This window comes from Klebsiella ornithinolytica NBRC 105727 = ATCC 31898 (assembly GCF_001598295.1).
GTDB classification, from domain to species: domain Bacteria; phylum Pseudomonadota; class Gammaproteobacteria; order Enterobacterales; family Enterobacteriaceae; genus Klebsiella; species Klebsiella ornithinolytica.
In genome coordinates this window covers 120,277-144,719 of record NZ_BCYR01000011.1, presented here as the reverse complement: position 1 = coordinate 144,719, position 24,443 = coordinate 120,277, and the positions used below count along the sequence as shown (strand labels likewise).

Sequence of the window (24,443 nt, the reverse complement as noted above, 5' to 3'; positions counted from 1 at the left end):
TATGAGTGAATTTTCCCAGACAGTCCCCGAACTGGTTGCCTGGGCCAGAAAAAATGATTTTTCTATTTCGCTGCCGGTAGACAGACTCTCGTTTCTGCTGGCGGTTGCTACGCTGAACGGCGAGCGGCTCGAAGGGGAAATGACCGAGGGAGAACTGGTGGATGCGTTCCGCCACGTCAGTGATGCGTTTGAGCAGACCAGCGAAACCATCAGCCAGCGCGCCAATAATGCGATCAACGATATGGTGCGCCAACGTCTGCTGAACCGCTTTACCAGCGAAATCACGGAAGGCAATGCAATTTATCGCCTGACGCCGTTGGGCATCGGGATTACCGACTACTATATTCGCCAACGCGAATTTTCCACTCTGCGTCTGTCGATGCAGCTGTCGATCGTCGCCGGTGAGCTCAAGCGCGCAGCCGACTCGGCAGAAGAGGGCGGCGATGAGTTTCACTGGCATCGCAACGTCTTTGCGCCGCTGAAATATTCGGTTGCTGAGATTTTCGACAGTATCGATCTGACGCAGCGCATCATGGATGAACAGCAGCAGCTGGTCAAAGATGATATCGCTCAGCTGTTAAACAAAGACTGGCGCGCGGCGATCTCCAGCTGTGAGCTGCTGCTGTCAGAAACGTCCGGCACACTGCGCGAGCTGCAGGATACGCTGGATGCCGCAGGCGATAAGCTGCAGGCTAACCTGCTGAGAATTCAGGATGCGACAATTTCACGCGACGACCTGCATTTTGTCGACCGCTTAGTCTTCGATCTGCAAAGTAAACTGGACCGTATCGTCAGCTGGGGCCAGCAGGCGATTGACCTGTGGATCGGCTACGATCGCCACGTGCACAAATTTATCCGTACCGCTATCGATATGGATAAAAACCGCGTCTTCGCCCAGCGTCTGCGTCAGTCGATCCAGACCTACTTTGACGCCCCGTGGGCGTTGACTCACGCCAGCGCCGATCGTCTGCTGGATATGCGCGATGAAGAGATGGCGCTGCGTGACGAAGAGGTTACCGGGGAGCTCCCGGCGGATCTGGAATACGAAGAGTTTAACGAAATTCGCGAGCAGCTCGCCGCGCTGATTGAAGCGCAGCTGGTGGTTTACAAAGACAAAGGCGTCCCGCTGGACCTCGGTCTGGTGGTGCGCGAATATCTGGCGCAGTATCCGCGAGCTCGCCATTTTGATGTGGCGCGAATCGTCGTCGATCAGGCGGTACGCCTGGGCGTCGCACAAGCAGATTTCACCGGACTGCCGGCAAAATGGCAGCCGATTAATGATTACGGAGCCAAGGTACAGGCGCATGTCATCGACAAATATTGAACAAGTGATGCCAGTTAAACTGGCGCTGGCGTTGGGCAATCCGTTATTTCCGGCGCTGGATAGCGCCCTGCGAGCAGGCCGTCATATCGGCCTGGACGAACTGGATAATCACGCTTTTTTGATGGATTTCCAGGATTACCTGGAAGAGTTTTACGCTCGTTATAACGTTGAGCTGATTCGCGCGCCGGAAGGGTTTTTCTATCTGCGCCCGCGCTCCACGACGCTGATCCCGCGCTCGGTGCTCTCCGAGCTGGATATGATGGTCGGCAAAATTCTTTGCTACCTCTATCTCAGCCCGGAACGGCTGGCCAACGAAGGGATCTTTACCCAGCAGGAGCTCTACGACGAGCTTCTGACCCTGGCGGACGAGGCTAAACTGCTGAAGCTGGTGAACAACCGCTCTACCGGATCCGATCTCGACCGCCAGAAGCTACAGGAAAAAATGCGCGCGTCGCTCAACCGTCTGCGCCGCCTGGGCATGGTCTGGTTTATGGGCCATGACAGCAGCAAATTTCGCATCACCGAGTCGGTCTTCCGCTTTGGGGCTGACGTTCGCGTCGGCGACGATCCGCGTGAGGCGCAGCTGCGCATGATTCGCGACGGCGAAGCGATGGCGCTGGAAAATCATCTGCGGCTCCATGACGAGAATGAAGAGAATCAGCCGGATAGCGGGGAGGAAGAGTAATGATTGAACGCGGTAAATTTCGCTCGCTGACGCTGGTTAACTGGAACGGTTTTTTTGCCCGCACCTTTGATCTGGATGAGCTGGTCACCACCCTCTCCGGCGGCAACGGCGCCGGGAAATCGACCACCATGGCGGCTTTCGTCACGGCACTGATTCCGGACCTGACTCTGCTGCACTTCCGCAACACCACCGAAGCGGGGGCCACCAGCGGTTCGCGCGATAAAGGTCTGCACGGGAAGCTGCGGGCCGGGGTGTGTTATTCGGTACTGGACGTGGTCAACTCGCACCACCAGCGCGTGGTCGTGGGCGTGCGCCTGCAGCAGATCGCCGGTCGCGATCGTAAAGTGGATATCAAGCCGTTTGCTATCCAGGGGCTGCCGATGTCCATTCAGCCGACCCAGCTGTTGACGGAAACCCTTAACGAGCGCCAGGCGCGCGTGTTGAGCCTCAACGAGCTGAAAGATAAGCTTGAAGAGATGGAAGGGGTGCAGTTCAAGCAGTTCAACTCGATAACCGATTATCACTCGCTGATGTTCGATCTGGGCGTTGTCGCGCGTCGTCTGCGTTCGGCCTCCGACCGCAGCAAATACTATCGCCTGATTGAAGCCTCGCTGTATGGCGGGATCTCCAACACTATTACCCGCTCGCTGCGCGACTACCTGCTGCCGGAAAACAGCGGCGTACGTAAAGCATTCCAGGATATGGAAGCCGCGCTGCGCGAAAACCGCATGACGCTCGAAGCCATTCGCGTCACCCAGTCCGATCGCGACCTGTTTAAACATCTGATCAGCGAAGCGACGAACTATGTAGCGGCGGACTATATGCGTCACGCCAATGAACGTCGCGTGCATCTGGATAAAGCGCTGGAGTATCGTCGCGATCTCTTTACCTCGCGGGCGCAGCTGGCGGCAGAGCAGTATAAGCACGTCGATATGGCTCGTGAACTGCAGGAACATAACGGCGCAGAAGGCGATCTGGAAGCCGATTATCAGGCTGCCAGCGACCACCTGAATCTGGTACAAACCGCGCTGCGCCAGCAGGAAAAAATCGAGCGTTATGAAGCGGATCTCGATGAACTGCAGATTCGTCTTGAAGAGCAGAATGAAGTCGTCGCCGAAGCGACCGATTTGCAGGAAGAGAACGAAGCTCGCGCAGAGGCCGCTGAACTGGAAGTGGATGAGCTGAAAAGCCAGCTCGCCGACTACCAGCAGGCGCTGGACGTGCAGCAGACCCGCGCGATTCAGTACAACCAGGCGCTGCAGGCGCTGGAACGTGCGAAGGCGCTGTGTCATTTACCGGATTTAACGCCGGAAAGCGCCGACCAATGGCTGGAAACATTCCAGGCCAAAGAGCAAGAAGCGACGGAAAAAATGCTGTCGCTGGAACAAAAAATGAGCGTGGCGCAGACCGCCCACGGCCAGTTTGAGCAAGCTTACCAGCTGGTGGTGGCCATCAATGGCCCGCTGGCGCGTAATGAGGCCTGGGACGTAGCGCGCGAGCTGCTGCGCGATGGCGTCAACCAGCGTCACCTCGCCGAGCAGGCACAAGGGCTGCGCAGCCGTCTGACCGAGCTGGAACAACGTCTGCGCGAGCAGCAGGACGCTGAACGCCAGCTGAGCGAATTCTGCAAGCGTCAAGGAAAACGCTACGATATTGACGATCTGGAAGCGCTGCATCAGGAGCTGGAAGCGCGCATCGCCTCCTTATCCGATAGCGTCTCTTCTGCCAGCGAACAGCGCATGAACCTGCGTCAGGAGCTGGAGCAGCTGCAGTCGCGCACTCAGTCTCTGCTGCGTCGGGCGCCGATCTGGCTGGCCGCGCAAAACAGTCTCAACCAGCTCTGCGAACAGAGCGGTGAGCAGTTTGAATCAAGCCAGGATGTCACTGAATATCTCCAGCAGCTGCTGGAGCGCGAGCGCGAAGCCATCGTCGAACGCGACGAAGTGGGCGCCCGTAAACGCGCTATCGACGAAGAGATCGAACGCCTCAGCCAACCGGGAGGGTCTGAAGATCCTCGTCTTAACGCGCTGGCGGAACGTTTTGGTGGCGTACTGCTGTCGGAAATTTATGACGATGTCAGCCTTGAAGACGCCCCGTACTTCTCCGCGCTGTATGGCCCGTCGCGTCACGCGATCGTGGTACCCAATCTGGCGCAGATCGCCGAACAGCTGGAAGGGCTGGAAGATTGTCCGGAAGATCTCTATCTGATCGAGGGCGATCCGCAATCCTTCGATGACAGCGTATTCAGCGTCGATGAGCTGGAAAAAGCGGTTGTCGTTAAGGTGGCCGATCGCCAGTGGCGCTACTCGCGCTTCCCGACGCTGCCGCTGTTTGGCCGCGCCGCGCGTGAAAGCCGCATTGAGAGTCTGCATGCCGAGCGTGAGGATCTGTCAGAGCGTTTTGCGACCCTCTCATTCGACGTGCAGAAAACGCAGCGTCAGCACCAGGCCTTCAGTCGCTTTATCGGTAGCCATCTGGCCGTCGCGTTTGAAGACGATCCGGAAGAAGAGATCCGTAAGCTCAACAGCCGCCGCGGCGAGCTGGAGCGCGCGCTCAACGCGCATGAAAGCGACAACCAGCAGAACCGGGTGCAGTTTGAGCAGGCGAAAGAGGGGGTTTCCGCCCTCAACCGCCTGCTGCCGCGCCTTAACCTGCTGGCGGACGATACGCTGGCCGACCGCGTTGACGAAATCCAGGAACGGCTGGATGAGGCCCAGGAAGCGGCGCGCTTTATTCAACAGTACGGCAATCAGCTGGCAAAACTGGAGCCGATCGTTTCAGTCCTGCAGAGCGACCCGGAACAGTTTGAACAGCTGAAAGAAGACTATGCCTATGCGCAGCAGATGCAGCGCGACGCGCGTCAACAGGCGTTTGCGCTGAGCGAAGTGGTTCAGCGTCGTGCCCACTTCAGCTATTCTGATTCGGCGGAAATGCTGAACGGCAACAGCGACCTCAATGAAAAACTGCGCCAGCGCCTGGAGCAGGCGGAGGCTGAACGTAGCCGCGCCCGCGACGCGATGCGTACCCATTCTGCGCAGCTGAACCAGTACAATCAGGTGCTGGCGTCGCTGAAAAGCTCCTTTGATACCAAAAAAGAGCTGCTCAGCGATCTGTACAAAGAGCTGCAGGATATCGGCGTACGTGCCGACAGCGGCGCGGAAGAGCGTGCGCGTGCGCGCCGCGATCAGCTGCATACGCAGTTAAGCAACAACCGCTCACGCCGGAATCAGCTGGAAAAAGCGCTGACCTTCTGTGAAGCCGAAATGGACAACCTGACCCGCAGGTTGCGTAAACTTGAGCGCGACTACTGTGAAATGCGTGAGCAGGTGGTGAGCGCCAAGGCGGGCTGGTGTGCGGTTATGCGGCTGGTGAAAGATAACGGGGTCGAACGTCGTCTGCATCGCCGCGAGCTGGCCTACCTCTCCGCTGACGAACTACGCTCGATGTCGGATAAAGCGCTGGGTGCACTGCGTCTGGCCGTAGCGGATAACGAACATCTGCGCGATGTGCTGCGTGTCTCCGAGGATCCGAAACGTCCTGAACGTAAAATTCAGTTCTTTGTCGCGGTCTACCAGCATCTGCGCGAGCGTATCCGTCAGGATATTATCCGCACCGACGACCCGGTAGAAGCGATTGAACAGATGGAAATCGAGCTGAGCCGTCTGACGGAAGAGTTGACCAACCGTGAGCAGAAACTGGCCATCAGCTCCCGCAGCGTGGCCAATATTATTCGCAAAACGATTCAGCGCGAGCAGAACCGCATCCGTATGCTCAACCAGGGGCTGCAAAGCGTCTCCTTCGGCCAGGTCAACAGCGTGCGCTTGAATGTCAACGTGCGGGAAACCCACTCGACGCTGCTTGATGTGCTGTCCGAACAGCACGAGCAGCATCAGGATCTGTTTAACAGCAACCGCCTGAGCTTCTCGGAAGCGCTGGCGAAGCTGTATCAGCGCCTGAACCCGCAGATCGATATGGGACAACGTACGCCGCAGACCATCGGCGAAGAGCTGCTCGACTACCGCAACTATCTGGAGATGGAAGTGGAAGTTAACCGCGGCTCCGACGGCTGGCTGCGTGCAGAATCCGGCGCGCTGTCCACCGGGGAAGCTATCGGTACCGGGATGTCGATTCTGGTGATGGTGGTGCAGAGCTGGGAAGATGAGTCTCGTCGCCTGCGCGGCAAAGACCTGTCACCGTGCCGTCTGCTGTTCCTCGATGAAGCGGCGCGTCTCGATGCCCGCTCTATCGCCACGCTGTTCGAGCTGTGCGAGCGTCTGGAGATGCAGCTGATTATCGCGGCGCCGGAAAACATCAGCCCGGAAAAAGGCACCACCTACAAGCTAGTGCGTAAAGTGTTTAATAACCACGAACACGTCCACGTTGTCGGGCTGCGCGGTTTTGCCGCCCAGCTGCCGGAAACGCTGCCTGGAACGGCGGATGCCTCTTAGCGGTCATCGATCGATAGATAAAAGGGCGACTTGATGTCGCCCTTTTTGTTATCGGATTCGCTAAGTTAACGCTTTATAATCTTTAAACTTCTTTACATTTGGGGAGGCAAAAGCTTTTGCGCCTCTATATACTGAGAGTAAAACCCGGTTTTACGGGCGGCAATGTGACAACAGGGGGCAAGGGATGTTGCTAAAAAAACGGTATGGTCGTCAATTGTCAGCGCTGAGTTTGAGCCTGGCATTTGCATTTGCTCCACTGTTTAATGCCCAGGCCGAAGAGCCTGAAATTGTACCCACGGACAGTTCTGCGACGCTGGGAGAACTGTCGTCTGCGCTTATCCAGAGCGATGGTCAATCCGCGGCGGTGGCGAAAATGGCCGGCGAACAGCCGCTGGCTGCCGGTGCCGCAGAAAAAAGCCGCGCCGCGATAACGGCGCTGCTGCCGGCCGGCTATCAGCCCGTGTTTATGAACCCGCTGGTGTCGCTCTATGCGGCCAGAGAGATGAAGCCGATGTGGGAGAACCGCGACGCGGTTCAGGCTTTCCAGCAGCAGCTGGCTGAGGTCGCCATCGCCGGTTTTCAGCCGCAATTTACCACCTGGGTCAGCCTGCTGACCGATCCGGCGGTGAACGGCATGGCTCGCGACATCGTGCTCTCCGACGCCATGATGGGATACCTGCATTTTATCAGCGGTATTCCGGTGCAGGGGAACCGCTGGCTGTACGGAACGAAGCCGTACGCCATGGCGACCCCGCCGCTGTCGGTGATTAATCAGTGGCAGCTGGCGCTGGATAATGGCTCTCTGGTGCCGTTTATTGCCGGACTGGCGCCGAAGCATCCGCAGTATGAGGCGATGCACCGGGCGCTGCTGGCGCTGGTGGCCGACTCCCGTCCGTGGCCGCAGCTGACCAGCAACGCGTCGCTGCGTCCGGGGGAGTGGAGTAACGATATTGGCGCGCTGCGCGAAATTTTACAGCGCAACGGTATGCTCGATGATTCCGCGAAAATTGCGCTGCCGGGGGATGTCGTGAGTCCGTCTGCCGGGAAGAAGAGTAAACCCGCGGCGCGCGGCGTCTACGATCGCCAGCTTGTTGAGGGCGTTAAGCGCTTCCAGGCCTGGCAGGGGCTGGGCGCCGATGGCGTGATTGGTCAATCCACCCGCGACTGGCTCAACGTCTCAGCGGCTCAGCGTGCGGGCGTGCTGGCGTTGAACATTCAGCGCCTGCGTCTGCTGCCGGGCAAACTCTCTACCGGCATTATGGTCAATATTCCGGCCTTTTCTCTGGTCTATTACCAGGATGGCAGTCAGGTGCTGGCATCGCGAGTGATTGTGGGGCGGCCGGACCGTAAAACGCCGATGATGAGCAGCGCGCTAAACAACGTGGTGGTTAACCCGCCGTGGAACGTACCGCCGACGCTGGCGCGCAAAGATATCCTGCCGAAGGTGCGTAACGATCCGGGCTATCTTGAGCAGCATGGTTACACCGTGATGCGCGGCTGGAACAGCAAAGAGGCTATCGACCCGTATCGCGTTGACTGGTCGACGATCACTGAAAACAATCTGCCGTTCCGTTTTCAGCAGGCGCCTGGCGCGCGTAACTCATTGGGGCGCTACAAGTTTAATATGCCCAGCTCCGATGCTATCTATCTGCACGATACGCCGAACCACAATCTGTTCCAGAAAGACGTGCGGGCCTTAAGTTCCGGCTGCGTGCGGGTCAACAAAGCTTCGGAGCTGGCGAATATGCTGCTGCAGGATGCCGGCTGGAATGACACGCGGATTTCTGATGCGCTCAAGCAGGGCGATACCCGCTATGTTAATATCCGCCAGAACATCCCGGTCAATCTCTATTATCTGACCGCCTTCGTCGATGCGGATGGCCGCATGCAATATCGCACAGATATTTACAATTACGATCTCACCGCGCGATCTGGCGCACAAATTCTGGCGAAAGCAGAACAATTAATCAGGTAAATGAAGTAGTTCAACGAATTTCGTTGTCCTAACTCTCAGTGAAAACAGGCCCTGTTCCTCTACAGGGCCCGTATTTACTGGGGTTAGGCTACCTTGACGTTGGCAATAATGCCCGGTAAGGTGCCTTTCGTGCGCCAGAAGTGCATATATTCGATTCATTTACTTGTAGACCTGATTATCATGGACAAATTTGACGCTAATCGCCGCAAATTGCTGGCGTTAGGTGGGGCTGCGCTCGGTGCTGCCGCCATTCTGCCTGCGCCGGCATTTGCCACCCTCTCGACCCCCCGACCGCGTATTCTGACGTTGAATAACCTGCATACTGGTGAATCACTCAAGGCGGAGTTTTTCGATGGCAGAGGCTATATTCAGGATGAATTAGCAAGGCTTAACCATTTTTTCCGTGATTTTCGCGCGAATAAAATTAAGCCAATCGATCCGAGTTTGTTTGATCAACTCTATCGTCTGCAGGGATTACTTGGTACCAATAAACCTGTTCAGCTTATCTCCGGCTATCGTTCCCTTGATACCAATGATGAGCTCCGTGCACGAAGCCGTGGTGTGGCGAAACATAGCTATCACACCAAGGGACAGGCAATGGATTTCCACATAGAAGGCATTTCGTTAAGCAATGTTCGCAAAGCGGCGTTATCTATGGGCGCAGGTGGTGTAGGATACTATCCACGTAGCAACTTTGTGCATATTGATACCGGTCCGGTCAGGCACTGGTAACGAAAGGAGCATCATGAACTATCGTATTATTCCGGTTACCGCGTTCGCTCAGAACTGTTCTTTAATCTGGTGTGAGCAAACCCGGCTCGCTGCGCTGGTCGATCCCGGCGGTGACGCTGAGCGAATCAAACAGGAAGTCTCGGCAGCAGGCGTCAGCCTGATGCAGATTTTGCTCACCCACGGCCATCTCGATCACGTTGGTGCGGCGGCCGAACTGGCACAGCACTATGGCGTGCCGATTATCGGACCGGAAAAAGAAGATGAGTTCTGGCTGGAAGGTCTGCCGGCGCAGAGCCGGATGTTTGGTCTGGAGGATTGCCAGCCCCTGCGGCCGGACCGCTGGCTCAATGAAGGCGACGTCGTCAGCGTGGGGAATATTTCTCTGCAGGTGCTGCACTGTCCCGGGCATACGCCAGGGCACGTGGTCTTTTTTGATGAGGCTTCCCGGCTGCTGATTTCCGGCGATGTCATTTTCAAAGGTGGCGTTGGGCGCAGCGACTTCCCGCGCGGCGACCACGGTCAGCTGATTGATGCGATTAAACGTAAATTACTGCCTTTGGGTGATGATGTGACGTTTATTCCCGGTCACGGGCCGATGTCGACGCTGGGCTATGAGCGTCAGCACAACCCTTTCCTGCAGGATGAAATGCCCGTCTGGTAATACTTCCCGACGGAAAATATAAAAAAGGCCGCGCAAGCGGCCTTTATTTTTTGCCAGCGATGCTATTACAGCACGGCGACAATCGCTTCACACAGCGGCGCCATGTTGTCTGGCGTCATACCGGCGACGTTGATACGCCCGGAAGCCACGGCGTAGACCCCGAACTCTTCACGCAGACGCAGCACCTGCTCTTTGGTCAGGCCGCTGAACGAGAACATCCCGTTTTGCTTGATGATGAAAGAGAAGTCGCGGCTGGCCCCTTTTTCCTGCAGGGTATTGACGAACAGCAGACGCATACGCTGAATACGCTGGCGCATATCGGTCAGCTCTTGTTCCCAGATAGCACGCAGTGCATCGTTGCTGAGGATCGTCGCTACCACCGACGCGCCGTGAGCAGGCGGGTTGGAGTAGTTCGCACGAATCGCTGACTTCATCTGCGTGAAAGCGCGGTCAACGGTTTCGGCATCCGCCGCAACCAGCGTGCAGGCACCCACGCGTTCGTTGTACAGACCAAAGTTCTTCGAGTAGGAGCTCGCAACCAGCAGCTCTTTATGCAGCGCAACGAACGCGCGCAGACCTTCGGCATCTTCTTCCAGACCGCGGGCAAAGCCCTGGTAGGCGAAGTCGAACAGCGGCAGCCAGCCTTTCTCAACGGACAGCTGTGCCAGCTGCTGCCACTGCTCCAGCGTAGGATCGATACCGGTTGGGTTATGGCAGCAGCCATGGAACAGAACCACGTCGCCCGCCTGTGCTTCATTGAGGCTTGCCAGCATACCGTCGAAGTCGAGGGTATGGTTGGCCGCATCGTAATAGGCGTATTCGCGCACTTCCAGGCCTGCGGAATTAAATACGCTTTTGTGGTTCGGCCAGCTCGGGTTGCTTACCCAGACGCGTTTTACAGCGGTGTTCTTCGCCAGGAAGTCAGCGGCAACGCGCAGAGCGCCGGTGCCGCCTGGGGTTTGGGCGGTACGTGCGCGCTTATCGCTGATGATTGCGCTTCCTTTACCGAACAGCAGTTCCTGGGTGCAGCGACCAAATTCCGCAATACCGTCGATACCCAGATAGTTTTTTGTGGTTTCATTTTCCAGCAGATACTGTTCTGCTTTTTTAACGCTGGTCAGGACCGGGGTTTTACCCGTTTCATCTTTGTAAACACCAATCCCGAGGTTAATTTTAGTCGGGCGGTCATCGGCACGAAACAGATCGGCCAGGCCTAAAATGGGGTCGGCAGGGGCGGCAGTAATGTTCTCAAACATGACGAGGTTCCATTGTGATTACTGAGGGAATTTCGCTATCAGGGTAACGGGAGATTTACAAATTGCCAACCGTTTGCGACAAAAAGCGAGAAGGTTTTCGAAAGTTACGATCTTTATCTTAGTAATGTAGAAAAGCAGGACCGAAGTCCTGCTTTTTAGGCATATCACGAAGGGGTGTACTGATTAGAACTGGTAAACGATACCTACTGCAGCCTGGTCATCGGTGGACACTTTAGCCGTTTCGGTATAGCTGTTGTCGTCCAGCAGGTTGAATTTGTATGCTGCGTAGACGTTCATGTTCTTGTTGAAGTAGTACCAAGTACCCACTTCGATGTATTTAACCAGGTCAGCATCGCCGCCGGAGAAACCGGTACGACCCTGCAGGTTTTTACCTTTAGTCTGAACATAGCCGATGGACGGACGCAGACCGAAGTCGAACTGATACTGAGCAACGGCTTCGAAGTTCTGAGTTTTGCCAGCGAAGTAGTTCGCCTGGTTTTCCGGGGTCATGTTGTAGGTCTGAGAGTACATGACTGCTGCGTAGATGTTGTTTGCATCGTACTTAGCGGAGGTTGCCCACGCTTCAGCTTTGTCGCCGTTACCGTCAGCTTTCTGCGCGACGCTACGGTTAGAAGAGGCGTAACCAGCAGACAGCGCGATACCGTTGTCAAATGCATAGGTTGCAGAGGTGCTGACGCCGTCGCCGTTTTGTTTCTGGATAGCACGGCTGCTGTCGTTTTTACCCTGGTACTGCAGCGCGAAGCTCAGACCGTCAACCAGACCGAAGAAGTCAGAGTTACGGTAGGTTGCTACGCCGTTGGTACGGCCGGTCATGAAGTTGTCGGTGTAGTTCCAACCGTCGCCGCCCCACTCAACCAGCATATCGGTTGCGGATTCAACGTCGTAGATAGCACCGTAGTTACGGCCGTAGTCGAATGAACCGTATTCACCCGCTTTCAGACCCGCGAAGGCCAGACGAGTTTTGGTACCCTGGGAACCTTCAACGTTGGACGCATCCATGTTGTATTCCCACTGGCCGTAACCGGTCAGCTGATCGTTGATCTGGGTTTCGCCTTTCAGGCCGATACGTGCATAGGTGGTGTCGCTGCTGTTGGTGTCACCATTGGTGGTCCAGACGTGCTCACCAACCATTTTCCCGTAGAAGTCCAGTTTGTTGCCGTTTTTGTTATAGATTTCTGCAGCGTTAGCTGCGCCGGCTACCAGCAGGGCAGGGATTACCACTGCCAGAATATTGCGCTTCATCATTATTTATTACCCTCATTAATATTTTTATATGAACACTTGCCACTGCCGCCAATAAATTCCGTCAATAAAAATTTACAGAACTATTGATGATAGTTTGGTGTCTGAAGGCATCTTTCCATCCGCGCCAGCGTTTCGCTAGCCGGAAAATGCTACCAATGTCGCATATGAGTAACAAGACGAAAGAGTGTGTAACTAAATGTGTATTTTTTGGAACTTTGTGAACTCAATCAAAATTCCGTTCCACTTTGCTCGCAAAACAGACAGACTATATATATCTATATGAATTAATTATGATTAATTTAGATAAAGGCCCGTTTGTGCATTTTATGTCTGCATTTCGCTTTTTTTTCGCTCAGCATTTGTCTTTACATCTTGTGCTGCGTGAGGTTAAAAAATGAACAAAATTATCAGGCATTTCGTCGATGAATGAACATAAGGTGCGGTTTGGCGTGCAGGAACAAGTCGTAATAGTGAGTAACATAAATGTGAACTGGAAGGGTTGATGTTTAAATTTCTTGATATTCATTAACAGAGCCTGACATAAAAAAAGGCCAGCTTACGCTGGCCTTCGGCAATGATAAGAAAAATTAATCAGAATGTGGCGTTGCGCGGAGTCCGCGGGAACGGGATCACATCACGCACGTTTTGTACGCCGGTGACATAGGCGATCAGGCGCTCAAAGCCCAGGCCGAAGCCGGAGTGCGGTACGGTGCCGTAACGACGCAGGTCGCGGTACCACCAGTAGTCTTCTTTATTAAGACCCATCTCCGCCATACGCGCGTCAAGCACATCCAGGCGCTCTTCACGCTGGGAACCCCCGATGATTTCACCGATGCCAGGCGCCAGAACGTCCATGGCGGCGACGGTTTTACCGTCTTCATTAAGGCGCATATAGAACGCCTTAATGTCTTTCGGATAGTTTTTCACGACCACCGGCGCTTTGAAGTGTTCTTCAGCCAGGTAGCGCTCGTGCTCGGAAGAGAGGTCCACGCCCCAGTAAACCGGGTTTTCAAACTGCTTACCGCAGTTTTCCAGAATGGTGACGGCGTCGGTGTAATCGACCTGAGCGAAGTCGGCATCAATAAAGCGCTCCAGACGGGAAACGGCTTCTTTATCCACGCGCTCGGCGAAGAACTTCATATCGTCCGCTCGTTCTTCCAGTACCGCCTTAAAGACGTATTTCAGCATGGCTTCCGCCAGGCCTGCAACGTCGTTCAGGTTGGCAAACGCGACCTCCGGTTCCAGCATCCAGAATTCCGCAAGGTGGCGGCTGGTGTTGGAGTTTTCGGCACGGAAGGTTGGGCCAAAGGTGTAGATTTTAGACAGCGCGCAGGCATAGGTCTCACCGTTCAACTGGCCGGATACGGTCAGGAACGACTCTTTACCGAAGAAGTCTTTATCGAAATCTACTTTGCCCTGATCGTTACGCGGCAGGTTTTCCAGATCCAGCGTGGAGACACGGAACATTTCACCCGCGCCCTCGGTATCGGAAGCGGTAATCAGCGGCGTGGAAACCCAGAAGAAGCCCTGCTCGTCAAAGAAGCGATGCAGCGCTTGTGCCAGGGTATGACGTACGCGAGCGACCGCGCCAATCAGGTTGGTACGTGGACGCAGGTGCGCAACTTCACGCAGATACTCGATGCTGTGACGCTTAGCGGCCATCGGATAGGTATCCGGATCTTCTACCCAACCTGTCACTTCAACGTGGCTGGCCTGGATTTCAAAACTTTGACCCTGGCCCTGAGATGCCACGATTTTACCCGTAATGACGACCGAGCAGCCGGTGGTCAGGCGCAGCACTTCCTGATTGTAATTGGGCAGAGAATTATTAATAACGGCCTGTACAGGATCAAAGCAGGAACCGTCATAGACGGCCAGGAAGGAAAAGCCAGCTTTTGAATCTCGGCGGGTACGTACCCATCCGCGCACGGTGACTTCGCTGTCAACGGCAACACGGCCCTGGAGTACGTCGGCTACAGGCACAACGCTCATAATAGTCTCTCTATTCGTAGTCCAATAAAAAAATCTGTATCCCCCGATAATGGGGGATATCTATGTTACCTGTCATCTTCCATCAGACAAGCAGATTTCGCACCATCAAGGGGAGTTTTCGGAAATAAATAAAGAACAAGGAGCCAGAACGGCTCCTTGCGATGATTAATGTGGTGATTAACTGGCCTTTTTCACCGGCGGAAGGTCAAAGGCTTTACGCAGTGCCCGGACAAAAGCCTTGTCGTGACAGATGGTTTTCCCCGGGCTGTCGGAGAGTTTCGCGACCGGTTTACCGTTACATTCCACCAGCTTTATCACGATGTTTAGCGGTTTAACCTGTGGGATGTCGCAGGTTAAACGCGTGCCAATGCCGAAGCTCAGATTGACCCGCGAAGAGAAGTGGCGATAGAGATCGACGGCTTTTGCCAGATCGAGGTTATCGGAAAAGACCAGCACTTTACTCATGGGGTCGATCCCCAGCTTCTGGTAATGGGCGATGGCTTTTTCGCCCCACTCGACAGGGTCGCCGGAATCGTGGCGCAGCCCCTGGTAGCGGCTGGCAAATTCCGGGCCGAAATCGCGCAGGAAAGCATCCATGGTAATGCAGTCGGTGAGAGCGATACCGAGTTTGTCAGGATACTCTTCCAGCCAGGCTGCCAGCGCCGCGCGCTGGCTGTTGGCTAAACTGGGGCTGATTTGCTGATGCGCCTGGAACCATTCATGCGCCTGGGTGCCCATTGGCGTCAGATGAAGCCGGCGAGCCAGATCGTAGTTGCTGGTACCGATAAACCACGGCTCCTGCTGCAGGCGTTCGACGATGGCCTGCTGCACTTCACGCGAGAAGCGACGACGGGTGCCGAAGTCCATCAGACGGAAGTGGCTGAGATCGAGGCCGGCGGTGATTTGTGCAAAATCAGCCAGCTTGTGTTCGAGGGTTTCCAGCGCTAAATCGACGCTGATTTCCGGCGAGCGGTAATGATGGACCAGCTCGCTAATCACCGCCAGCAGCGGAACTTCCCACATGATGACTTCACGCCACGGGCCGGACAGGCGAATATTTAACTTGCCGTTTTCATTGTTGACGGTGACCTGGCCCGGGTCGTAACGGAAGTCGCGTAGCCAGTCGAGATAATCCTGAGAAAAGAACGGCAGGGTAGACAACCAGTGATATTCATCGTCCTGCAGCTTCAGGTCGCGCATGGTTTCAACCTGCTCGCGAATTGCGTCGGCGTAGATACCGAGCAGATCGTCCCCGCGGCAGCGGAACTCCGCCGCAACGTGTACATCGCCGTAGCGGTGGAAGACAGCCTGCTGCATGTGCAGCTTGTAGGCGTCCGTATCGAGCAGCGAGTGCAGTACAGGAGAAGTGAATTGTGTCATGGTGCGCAGTAGCGTCCTCTCACTGGAGCGTTTCCATCAAAAACCGAAGCAGAAAAAAGGAGGCGGAGTATACCTTTATTACCCGACTCTGTCCCGCAGTGACGGTCGATGGCGACGCTGGCGGTCATTTGCGAGGCCTAGTTTAATATATTGAACAGGGATCACACCACAAGCTTTGCACCCGGTCGAGCGCATTTCGTGCCTCTTGTGTTATCAATATGTAGCAATTTTCGTGTTTAGCGTTGAAAAGATGAAGATTCTGCATAGCGCGATCTACACAACAGGAATAGACTGGGTTTGACACTTTATGGAACATGCTAAAGGTTTTTTATGACACAACAGCCCCAAGCCAAATACCGCCACGACTACCGTGCGCCGGATTATCTCATTAGCGATATCGATTTGACCTTTGACCTGGATGCCGAGAAAACCGTGGTTACGGCTGAGAGCAAAGTCTCCCGTCACGCGGCGGCGTCCGATGTGCCGTTGCGTCTGGATGGTGAAGACCTGACGTTGGTCTCCCTGCAGGTGGATGGCCAGCCGTGGAGCAACTATAAAGAAGAAAATAACCAGCTGGTGATTGGCGGATTGCCGGAACATTTCACCCTGACCATCGTCAATGAAATCAGCCCGGCGGCGAATACTGCCCTGGAAGGTCTCTATCAGTCTGGCGAAGCCCTGTGCACCCAGTGCGAGGCGGAAGGTTTCCGTCACATTACCTGGTATCTGGATCGTCCGGATGTGCTGGCCCGCTTCACCACCAAAATTATCGCCGACAAAACGAAATATCCGTACCTGCTCTCCAACGGCAACCGCGTGGCGCAGGGCGAGCTGGAAAATGGTCGTCACTGGATCCAGTGGCAGGACCCGTTCCCGAAACCGTGCTATCTCTTTGCGCTGGTGGCCGGCGACTTCGACGTATTGCGCGATACCTTTAAAACCCGTTCCGGGCGAGAAGTCGCGCTGGAGCTGTTCGTTGACCGCGGCAATCTCGACCGCGCGCCGTGGGCGATGACCTCGCTGAAGAACTCGATGAAATGGGACGAAACCCGTTTTGGTCTCGAGTACGATCTCGACATCTATATGATTGTCGCCGTCGACTTCTTTAATATGGGAGCGATGGAGAACAAAGGACTGAACGTCTTTAACTCCAAATACGTACTGGCCCGCACCGATACCGCCACCGATAAAGATTATCTCGATATTGAACGCGTCATCGGCCACGAATACTTTCATAACTGGACCGGAAACCGCGTGACCTGCCGCGACTGGTTCCAGCTGAGCCTGAAAGAAGGGCTGACCGTGTTCCGCGATCAGGAGTTCAGCTCCGATCTCGGTTCGCGTGCGGTGAACCGGATTAACAACGTGCGTACCATGCGCGGTCTGCAGTTCGCTGAGGATGCCAGCCCGATGGCCCATCCGATTCGCCCGGATAGCGTCATCGAGATGAATAACTTCTATACCCTGACGGTGTATGAGAAGGGGGCGGAAGTGATCCGCATGCTCCATACGCTGCTGGGCGAAGAGAATTTCCAGAAAGGTATGCAGCTGTACTTCGAACGCCACGACGGCAGCGCCGCCACCTGCGATGATTTTGTCCAGGCGATGGAAGATGCCTCTAACGTCGACCTGTCGCATTTCCGTCGCTGGTACAGCCAGTCCGGCACGCCGGTGGTGAGCGTCCATGATGACTACAACCCGGAAACCGAACAGTACACCTTAACCATCAGCCAGCGTACGCCGCCGACCGCGGAACAGCCGGAGAAACAGCCGCTGCATATTCCGTTTGATATCGAACTGTATGATAACGAAGGGAAGGTGATCCCGCTGCAGAAAGGGGGCCACCCGGTGCATCACGTGCTCAATGTGACCCAGGCCGAGCAGACTTTTGTCTTCGACAACGTCTACTTCCAGCCGGTACCGGCGCTGCTGTGCGAGTTTTCCGCCCCGGTGAAGCTGGAATATAAATGGAGCGACCAGCAGCTCACCTTCCTGATGCGCCACGCGCGCAACGACTTCTCCCGCTGGGATGCTGCGCAGAGCCTGCTGGCAACCTACATCAAGCTGAACGTCAACCGCCATCAGCAGGGCCAGCCGCTGTCGCTGCCGGTTCACGTTGCCGACGCGTTCCGCGCGATTTTGCTGGATGAGAAGATCGATCCGGCGCTGGCGGCTGAAATTCTGACGTTGCCTTCCGCCAATGAAATCGCTGAGCTGTTTGCGATCATCGATCCGATCGCCATTGCGGCGGTCCGTGAAGCGTTGACCCGCACGCTTGCAAAAGAGCTGGCGGACGAGTTCCTCGCGGTTTACAACGTCAACAAGCTGGCGAGCTATCGTGTGGAACACGCCGATATCGGCAAGCGTTCACTGCGCAATACCTGCCTGCGCTATCTGGCGTTTGGCGACGTTGAGCTGGCGGATAAGCTGGTCGTCGCCCAGTATCATCAGGCCGACAACATGACCGATGCGCTGGCTGCCCTGTCGGCCGCGGTTGCCGCGCAGCTGCCTTGCCGTGATGCGCTGATGCAGGAGTATGATGACAAATGGCACCAGGACGGCCTGGTAATGGATAAATGGTTTATCCTGCAGTCCACCAGCCCGGCGGACAATGTTCTGGAGACGGTACGCGGTCTGCTGAATCACCGCTCGTTTAGTATGAGCAACCCGAACCGCGTACGCTCGCTGATTGGCGCGTTTGCCGGCAGTAACCCGGCGGCATTCCACGCCGAAGATGGCAGTGGCTATCAGTTCATGGTGGAGATGCTGACCGAGCTCAACAGCCGCAACCCGCAGGTGGCGTCCCGGTTGATTGAGCCGTTGATTCGGCTGAAACGCTACGATGCTAAACGCCAGGCGCTGATGCGCGCGGCGCTGGAACAGCTGAAAGGTCTGGAGAATCTCTCCGGGGATCTGTTCGAAAAAATCAGTAAGGCGCTGGCGTAACGGGGCAGGACTCCCGGATAACGGCGCGGATGCGCCTTATCCGGGCTATTCACAACCTCAGACCGTCGCCCCGACAGCTGCAGCGTCGCCGGGGCGATCTTCGGGCGGGATTAACCGTGGCTCAATAAGCGCGGCGCCGATTCGCTCTTGCCACGTTTCATGACTCGGTTCAGTACCTCGGCTTCCAGTTCAGCCAGCCTGGCCGATCCGGTCCGCCGCGGCCGCGGAATATCGACGGCGACATCGAGGCCAATTTTCCCTTCTTCAATCAACAGCACCCGGTCCGCCATGGCCACCGCCTCACTCACATCGTGTGTGACCAGCAGTACGGTAAAACCGTATTCTTCCCACAGCGAGACGATCAGATCCTGCATCTCCAGCCGGGTTAACGCATCCAGCGCGCCCAGCGGTTCATCGAGAAGCAGCAGGCGAGGACGATGAATCAGCGCGCGGGCCAGCGCAACGCGCTGTTTTTGTCCGCCGGAGAGGGCTGCTGGCCAGTCGCCGGCGCGGTTTTCCAGGCCAACGCTGGCCAGCGCCTGCAGGGCGGCATCACGCCATTGCCCCTTCAGCCCAAGACCGACGTTGTCTATCACCGTTTTCCACGGCAGCAGCCGCGAGTCCTGGAACATCATGCGACTGTCTTCCTGGACCTGCGCCAGCGGCGTTGAGCCGGCCAGCAGCTCGCCACCATTGGGTTTTTCGAGCCCGGCCAGCAGACGCAGCAGGGTACTTTTGCCGCCGCCGCTGCGCCCGACCACCGCGACAAACTGCCCGGTCGGAATATGTAAATCCAGTGCGTTAAGAATGGTATTTTCGCCGTAGCGTTTGGTCACGCCGTTAAGCAACAGCGGGATCCCTGGGTTCAGACGGGCAGTGGTCATGCGTTGGCCTCCTGAAGATGATAAGCCGGGTTCCAGCGTAGCCAGACGCGTTCCAGCAGCTGCGCGCTGAAGTCGGCCAGTTTGCCAAGAATGGCGTAAAGAATAATGGCGACGACCACCACATCCGTTTGTAAAAACTCCCGCGCATTCATCGCCAGATAGCCGATGCCGGCGTTAGCGGAGATGGTTTCGGCGACAATCAGCGTTAACCACATCAGCCCGAGGGCGAAGCGGATGCCGACCATTATTGAGGGCAGGGCTCCCGGCAGAATCACATGGCGGAACAGGGCGAAGCCGGACAGGCCATAGCTACGCGCCATTTCCACCAGCCCGCGATCGATATTGCGGATGCCGTGCCAGGTATTGATGTAGATCGGGAACATGGTCCCCAGCGCGACGAGGAAGATTTTGGCGCTTTCATCAATGCCGAACCATAAAATAACCAGCGGAATCAACGCCAGATGCGGGACGTTACGCAGCATCTGAATCGAGGTATCCAGCAGACGCTCCCCCCAACGCGACAGACCGCTGATCAGGCCCAGCACCAGCCCGATGGAACCGCCGATGGCGAAGCCCAGCAGAGCACGCCACGAACTGATGGCCAGGTGTTGCCACAGTTCGCCGCTGGCGGAAAGCGTCCAGAAGGCCTTGAGCACCCCCTCCGGAGAGGGAAGGATGCGGGTGGATAACCAGCCCACGGAAGAGGCGAGCTGCCAGATGATGACGGTCCCCACCGGCAGAAGCCAGGGGGCAACCCGCAGCAGCAGCTTTTGCGCAGACGTAGCCATGGCGTGCTCCTTAGCTTTGTGCGACTTTGCGCGGAATAAACTCGTTTGCCACCGCCTCGCCCTGCAGACCCAGAGGTTGCGGTTGCGGAATCGACGGGATAGTGACATCCAGCAGCGGGAACAGCAGTTCGCCGACGCGATAAGCCTCTTCAAGATGCGGATAGCCGGAGAAGATGAAGCTATCGATACCCAGCGCCGCATATTCATTGATTCGTTCGGCCACGGTAGCCGCATCGCCGACCAGAGCGGTTCCCGCCCCTCCGCGTGCCAGTCCGACGCCGGCCCACAGGTTAGGGCTGATTTCAAGCTTGTCGCGCCGACCGTTGTGCAACGCGGCCATCCGCCGCTGTCCGACGGAATCGGTTTTGGCAAAGGCGGCCTGCGCCCGGGCAATGGTATCGTCATCAAGATGCGAGATGAGGCTTTCGGCCGCTTCCCAGGCCTCTTCATTGGTTTCCCGGACAATCACATGCAGACGAATACCGAAACGGACCGTGCGACCGTGGCGGGCGGCTTTTTCACGCACCTGGGCGATTTTTTCCGCAACCTGCTCCGGGGGCTCTCCCCAGGTGAGATAGAGATCGACCTGCTCGGCGGCGAGATCCTGCGCCACGTCGGACGACCCGCCAAAGTAGAGCGGCGGGCGCGGCTGCTGCAGGGGAGGGAATAGCAGCTTCGCGCCGCGTACCCGCTGATGTTTTCCATTGAAGGTCACGGTTTCACCTTCCATCAGGCGGCGCCAGATATGAGTAAATTCAGCAGAGGCTTCGTAACGTTCGGTATGGTCGAGGAAAACCCCGTCGCCGGCGAGCTCCTGCGGATCGCTGCCGGTCACCAGGTTAAACAACGCCCGGCCGTTAGACAGGCGGTCGAGCGTCGCGGCCTGGCGGGCGGCGACAGTCGGGGAGGTCACGCTCGGGCGCAGGGCGACAAGAAATTTCAGACGCTGGGTGACGGGAATCATCGAAGCAGCAACCAGCCACGCATCTTCACAGGAACGTCCGGTCGGGATCAGGACGCCGGTAAAACCGAGGCGATCCGCGGTTTGCGCAATTTGCTGCAGGTAGCCGTAATCAACCGGGCGGGCGCCCTCCTCAGTCCCCAGGTAGCGACCATCACCGTGGGTCGGTAAAAACCAGAACATATTCAGACTCATGATTTTGCTCCTTGTGCGGTTGCGGGCAGCCAGATGCGGGTACGGATGTCGACTTTTTTCGGCACCAGCTTATTCTCGTAGAACAGATCGGCGGTTTGCTGCTGCCGGGCTGCGGTTTCGCTACTGACCGGAGTGATGGTGGTCGGCGGCCGATGATCCAGATAGCTGGCGATCACCGCTTCAGGGAGTCCCATCGTTTTTGCCAGCAGGGTAATGCTCTGCGGGCGTTGGCTCAGCGTCAGGGCATCCGCCTGGCTGAATGTATCGAGCACGCCGCTAATAAAGGCGCCGTTCTTTTCTGCATAGGGGCGCGAAGCCAGATAGAAAGAGCCGGTTTGTTTCAGATCGGTTCCGTCTTTAAGCACCCGGGCGCTCGCTTGTTGCAGAGCGGCTGAATAGTAGGGATCCCAGATAGCCCAGGCATCAACATTGCCCTGTTGAAACGCCGCGCGGGCGTCCGCGGGGGCAAGATAAACGGGCTGAATATCGCTGAATTTCAGTCCCGCCTGCTGCAATGCCCTTAGCAGCAGGTTGTGGGAGCTGGAGCCTTTCTGAAACGCGACTTTGCGACCCTTCAGTTCAGCGACGGTTTTGATCGGGCTATTTTCCGCAACCAGAATCACTTCCGCTTTTGGCTTCGGCGGTTCCGCGCCGACGTAAACCAGATCGGCTCCGGCGGCCTGGGCGAAAATCGGTGGGATATCGCCGGTACTCCCCAGATCGATACTGCCGACGTTTAGCGCTTCAAGCATTTGCGGACCGGCGGGAAATTCTACCCAGGAGATGTTGGTGTTCGGGTAGCGCTTTTCCAGCAGCTGATGGCTTTTAGCCAGCACCATACTGACGCTGCCTTTTTGGTAGCCGATGCGCAGCGCGTCCGGCGCGGATTGTGCGGCATGGCTCAGGGCCGATAGCGTCAGCAACCCGCCCAGCGCGAGAGTTCTGAAAAGGTTATGCATGTTCCACCCCGCGGAGGGTCTTGAGCGCGGGAGCGCGGCTGGTCGGGCGATGCAGCGCCTGCCAGAAGGTCTCCAGCGCCAGATCGAGCCGCCCCTGCAGATTAGGGGTAAACTGCGGTTTATGTTGATAGTCGGTGACCTGGCTATCGTCGGCAAACACTCCGTGCAGAATCTCCTGCGCTTTCAGGGCGTTGAGCACCGGCTTCAGCGCATAATCCACCGCCAGCATGTGGGCGATCGTGCCGCCGGTCGCCAGAGGCAGGACGATTTTTCCCTCCAGCGCCCGTTCCGGGAGCAGGTCGAGCAGCGTCTTCAGCGCGCCGGAAAAAGAGGCTTTATAGACCGGGGTTGCGATGATAAGCCCGTCGGCGCCTGCCAGCTGTTCATTCAGCGTATGTAATGCCGGGTTATCGAAGCGAGCATACAGCAGGTCTTCCGGAGCAAAATTTTGCAGATGCCAGTGGCAGACTTCAACATCTGCCGCGGAGAGCGTCTCTCTGGCATATTCCAGAAGCGCGCTGGAACGGGAAGGGTAACGCGGACTGCCCGCAAGTGTAATGACACGCATCTTCTCTCTCCTTATAACCAAATGTTTGCATTTATCTATAATTGATAACATTTAATGGCAGTGTGACAGAGCCGATTTATTTCCCTAAATGATTTTTCCACCCTAGTTTTGTCAGAAATTGCATAACGCCGGGGAGAAAAGTAAACGTTTGCGTTGGATGCGAGATTTTTTGTCGTAGGTCAATTCCCTTTCAGGCGTCGATCGAACATAATACGCCCCCGGTTTGCACACCGGGAATCCAGGAGAGTTCATGTACTACCCCTTCGTTCGTAAAGCCCTTTTTCAGCTCGATCCTGAGCGCGCTCATGAAGTTACTTTTCAACAATTACGCCGTGTATCAGGTACGCCGCTGGAAATGCTGGTCCGTCAGAAGGTACCGTCCAAACCGGTCACCTGCATGGGTCTCACGTTTAAAAATCCGCTGGGTCTGGCCGCTGGGCTGGACAAGAACGGCGAGTGCATTGATGCGCTCGGCGCCATGGGTTTTGGCTCCATTGAAATTGGTACCGTAACGCCGCGTCCGCAGCCGGGGAACGACAAGCCGAGGATCTTCCGTCTGGTGGATGCCGAAGGTTTGATCAACCGCATGGGCTTTAATAACCACGGTGTTGATAACCTGGTTGAGAACGTTAAAAAGGCGCATTTTGACGGTATTCTCGGTATTAATATCGGTAAGAATAAAGATACGCCGGTTGAGCAGGGTAAAGATGATTATCTGATTTGTATGGAAAAAGTCTATCCGTATGCCGGGTATATCGCCATTAATATCTCTTCACCGAATACCCCGGGCCTGCGCACCTTACAATACGGCGATGCCCTGGATGATTTACTCTCTGGTATTAAAAATAAGCAGCTTGAGCTGCAGCAAAAGCATCAGAAATATGTTCCAGTCGCTGTGAAGATCGCGCCGGATCTTTCTCTTGAGGAATTGATCCAGGTGGCCGATAGTTTAGTTCGTCATAATATTGATGGCGTCATTGCCACCAATACTACCCTCGATCGTTCGCTGGTCCAGGGAATGAAATTCTGTGATGAAACCGGTGGTCTCAGCGGTCGTCCGTTGCAATTAAAGAGTACGGAAATTATCCGTATGCTGGCGACAGAATTAAATGGTCGTTTGCCCATTATCGGAGTCGGAGGGATTGACTCGGTGATCGCGGCACGGGAAAAAATCGCCGCCGGTGCCAGCCTTGTCCAGATTTATTCCGGATTTATTTTTAAAGGCCCTCCGCTGATTAAAGAAATTGTTACCCATATCTAATCTTTTCCCCCTCTGATCCCCCCCAGGGCTTTATTTCCGGCCCTGGTTGTTTTATATTCCTTCATTGTTGCTTATTTAGACATTTTAGTCTTTTCTTAATTTTGGAAATTATTCTGCTGCAGGATGCTATTGCATAAGAGATGCACGGGAAAGAGGACGGGG

17 protein-coding genes are annotated in these 24,443 nt (G+C 56.0%); 8 read left to right on the top strand and 9 right to left on the bottom strand.

Features of this window, described 5'->3' with window-relative positions; translation table 11 throughout:
* Position 1: 1 nt before the first annotated feature.
* The 6 genes from mukF (at position 2) to ROR01S_RS20310 (ending at position 9,825) form a co-directional block, all read left to right on the top strand.
* On the top strand, positions 2–1,324 hold the full coding sequence (gene mukF / locus ROR01S_RS20335) for a chromosome partition protein MukF (protein WP_004860096.1): 1,323 nt from the start codon (positions 2–4) through the stop codon (positions 1,322–1,324).
* Positions 1,305–2,009: a chromosome partition protein MukE gene (gene mukE / locus ROR01S_RS20330; protein ID WP_004860098.1), complete on the top strand. Its 705-nt coding sequence runs from the start codon at positions 1,305–1,307 to the stop codon at positions 2,007–2,009. The genes mukF and mukE overlap by 20 nt, the downstream gene beginning before the upstream one ends.
* A complete protein-coding gene (gene mukB, locus ROR01S_RS20325) occupies positions 2,009–6,457 on the top strand; it encodes a chromosome partition protein MukB (RefSeq protein WP_004860100.1) in 4,449 nt (1,482 codons plus the stop codon). Before mukE ends, mukB begins: the two co-directional genes overlap by 1 nt.
* A gap of 184 nt (positions 6,458–6,641) precedes the next feature.
* A complete protein-coding gene (gene ldtD / locus ROR01S_RS20320; RefSeq protein WP_044349110.1) occupies positions 6,642–8,432 on the top strand; it encodes a L,D-transpeptidase in 1,791 nt (596 codons plus the stop codon).
* 180 nt (positions 8,433–8,612) lie between these two features.
* A complete protein-coding gene (gene mepK / locus ROR01S_RS20315; RefSeq protein ID WP_015584788.1) occupies positions 8,613–9,164 on the top strand; it encodes a peptidoglycan L,D-endopeptidase MepK in 552 nt (183 codons plus the stop codon).
* A 13-nt stretch (positions 9,165–9,177) separates the two neighbouring features.
* Positions 9,178–9,825, top strand: coding sequence for an MBL fold metallo-hydrolase (locus ROR01S_RS20310; RefSeq protein WP_004860106.1), 648 nt, complete (start codon positions 9,178–9,180; stop codon positions 9,823–9,825).
* A 65-nt stretch (positions 9,826–9,890) separates the two neighbouring features.
* Here the strand turns inward: ROR01S_RS20310 and aspC are convergent, their stop codons facing one another.
* From aspC to pncB, 4 genes are all read right to left on the bottom strand, one after another.
* Entirely contained in the window at positions 9,891–11,081 is a 1,191-nt protein-coding gene (gene aspC / locus ROR01S_RS20305) for an aspartate transaminase (RefSeq protein WP_004860107.1), read from the bottom strand.
* 183 nt (positions 11,082–11,264) lie between these two features.
* Positions 11,265–12,347, bottom strand: a complete 1,083-nt coding sequence (locus ROR01S_RS20300; protein ID WP_004860110.1) for a porin — start codon at positions 12,345–12,347, stop codon at positions 11,265–11,267.
* A 591-nt stretch (positions 12,348–12,938) separates the two neighbouring features.
* A complete protein-coding gene (gene asnS / locus ROR01S_RS20295) occupies positions 12,939–14,339 on the bottom strand; it encodes an asparagine--tRNA ligase (protein ID WP_004860113.1) in 1,401 nt (466 codons plus the stop codon).
* 177 nt (positions 14,340–14,516) lie between these two features.
* Entirely contained in the window at positions 14,517–15,719 is a 1,203-nt protein-coding gene (gene pncB / locus ROR01S_RS20290) for a nicotinate phosphoribosyltransferase (RefSeq protein WP_004860115.1), read from the bottom strand.
* A 330-nt stretch (positions 15,720–16,049) separates the two neighbouring features.
* On the opposite strand from pncB, the gene pepN reads away from it, so the two are divergent.
* The gene (gene pepN / locus ROR01S_RS20285; RefSeq protein WP_004860118.1) at positions 16,050–18,665 is read left to right on the top strand and encodes an aminopeptidase N; all 2,616 of its coding nucleotides are present in this window, start codon (positions 16,050–16,052) and stop codon (positions 18,663–18,665) included.
* A 110-nt stretch (positions 18,666–18,775) separates the two neighbouring features.
* Here pepN and ssuB read toward each other — a convergent pair whose 3' ends face one another.
* From ssuB to ssuE, 5 genes are read right to left on the bottom strand one after another with little or no spacing between them, the layout of a single operon-like run.
* Positions 18,776–19,549, bottom strand: coding sequence for an aliphatic sulfonates ABC transporter ATP-binding protein (ssuB, locus tag ROR01S_RS20280; RefSeq protein ID WP_004860120.1), 774 nt, complete (start codon positions 19,547–19,549; stop codon positions 18,776–18,778).
* The gene (gene ssuC / locus ROR01S_RS20275) at positions 19,546–20,337 is read right to left on the bottom strand and encodes an aliphatic sulfonate ABC transporter permease SsuC (protein WP_004860122.1); all 792 of its coding nucleotides are present in this window, start codon (positions 20,335–20,337) and stop codon (positions 19,546–19,548) included. Before ssuC ends, ssuB begins: the two co-directional genes overlap by 4 nt.
* Positions 20,338–20,347: 10 nt before the next feature.
* Complete coding sequence (gene ssuD, locus ROR01S_RS20270) at positions 20,348–21,493, bottom strand: FMNH2-dependent alkanesulfonate monooxygenase (RefSeq protein WP_064359832.1); 1,146 nt, start codon at positions 21,491–21,493, stop codon at positions 20,348–20,350.
* Positions 21,490–22,452: a sulfonate ABC transporter substrate-binding protein gene (locus ROR01S_RS20265; protein ID WP_004860126.1), complete on the bottom strand. Its 963-nt coding sequence runs from the start codon at positions 22,450–22,452 to the stop codon at positions 21,490–21,492. Before ROR01S_RS20265 ends, ssuD begins: the two co-directional genes overlap by 4 nt.
* A complete protein-coding gene (gene ssuE / locus ROR01S_RS20260; RefSeq protein WP_004860128.1) occupies positions 22,445–23,020 on the bottom strand; it encodes an NADPH-dependent FMN reductase in 576 nt (191 codons plus the stop codon). Before ssuE ends, ROR01S_RS20265 begins: the two co-directional genes overlap by 8 nt.
* 250 nt (positions 23,021–23,270) lie before the next feature.
* On the opposite strand from ssuE, the gene pyrD reads away from it, so the two are divergent.
* Entirely contained in the window at positions 23,271–24,281 is a 1,011-nt protein-coding gene (gene pyrD, locus ROR01S_RS20255; RefSeq protein WP_004860131.1) for a quinone-dependent dihydroorotate dehydrogenase, read from the top strand.
* Positions 24,282–24,443: the final 162 nt, after the last annotated feature.

Excerpts from the sequence above, each read along its gene's own strand:
- mepK (WP_015584788.1), top strand. The coding sequence starts at position 8,613 with ATGGACAAATTTGACGCTAATCGCCGCAAATTGCTGGCGTTAGGTGGG.
- ROR01S_RS20265 (WP_004860126.1), bottom strand. The coding sequence starts at position 22,452 with ATGCATAACCTTTTCAGAACTCTCGCGCTGGGCGGGTTGCTGACGCTA.
- ROR01S_RS20300 (WP_004860110.1), bottom strand. The coding sequence starts at position 12,347 with ATGATGAAGCGCAATATTCTGGCAGTGGTAATCCCTGCCCTGCTGGTA.
- aspC (WP_004860107.1), bottom strand. The coding sequence starts at position 11,081 with ATGTTTGAGAACATTACTGCCGCCCCTGCCGACCCCATTTTAGGCCTG.
- ldtD (WP_044349110.1), top strand. The coding sequence starts at position 6,642 with ATGTTGCTAAAAAAACGGTATGGTCGTCAATTGTCAGCGCTGAGTTTG.
- pncB (WP_004860115.1), bottom strand. The coding sequence starts at position 15,719 with ATGACACAATTCACTTCTCCTGTACTGCACTCGCTGCTCGATACGGAC.
- asnS (WP_004860113.1), bottom strand. The coding sequence starts at position 14,339 with ATGAGCGTTGTGCCTGTAGCCGACGTACTCCAGGGCCGTGTTGCCGTT.
- pyrD (WP_004860131.1), top strand. The coding sequence starts at position 23,271 with ATGTACTACCCCTTCGTTCGTAAAGCCCTTTTTCAGCTCGATCCTGAG.
- ssuE (WP_004860128.1), bottom strand. The coding sequence starts at position 23,020 with ATGCGTGTCATTACACTTGCGGGCAGTCCGCGTTACCCTTCCCGTTCC.
- ssuC (WP_004860122.1), bottom strand. The coding sequence starts at position 20,337 with ATGGCTACGTCTGCGCAAAAGCTGCTGCTGCGGGTTGCCCCCTGGCTT.
- ROR01S_RS20310 (WP_004860106.1), top strand. The coding sequence starts at position 9,178 with ATGAACTATCGTATTATTCCGGTTACCGCGTTCGCTCAGAACTGTTCT.
- mukE (WP_004860098.1), top strand. The coding sequence starts at position 1,305 with ATGTCATCGACAAATATTGAACAAGTGATGCCAGTTAAACTGGCGCTG.
- mukB (WP_004860100.1), top strand. The coding sequence starts at position 2,009 with ATGATTGAACGCGGTAAATTTCGCTCGCTGACGCTGGTTAACTGGAAC.
- pepN (WP_004860118.1), top strand. The coding sequence starts at position 16,050 with ATGACACAACAGCCCCAAGCCAAATACCGCCACGACTACCGTGCGCCG.
- ssuB (WP_004860120.1), bottom strand. The coding sequence starts at position 19,549 with ATGACCACTGCCCGTCTGAACCCAGGGATCCCGCTGTTGCTTAACGGC.
- ssuD (WP_064359832.1), bottom strand. The coding sequence starts at position 21,493 with ATGAGTCTGAATATGTTCTGGTTTTTACCGACCCACGGTGATGGTCGC.
- mukF (WP_004860096.1), top strand. The coding sequence starts at position 2 with ATGAGTGAATTTTCCCAGACAGTCCCCGAACTGGTTGCCTGGGCCAGA.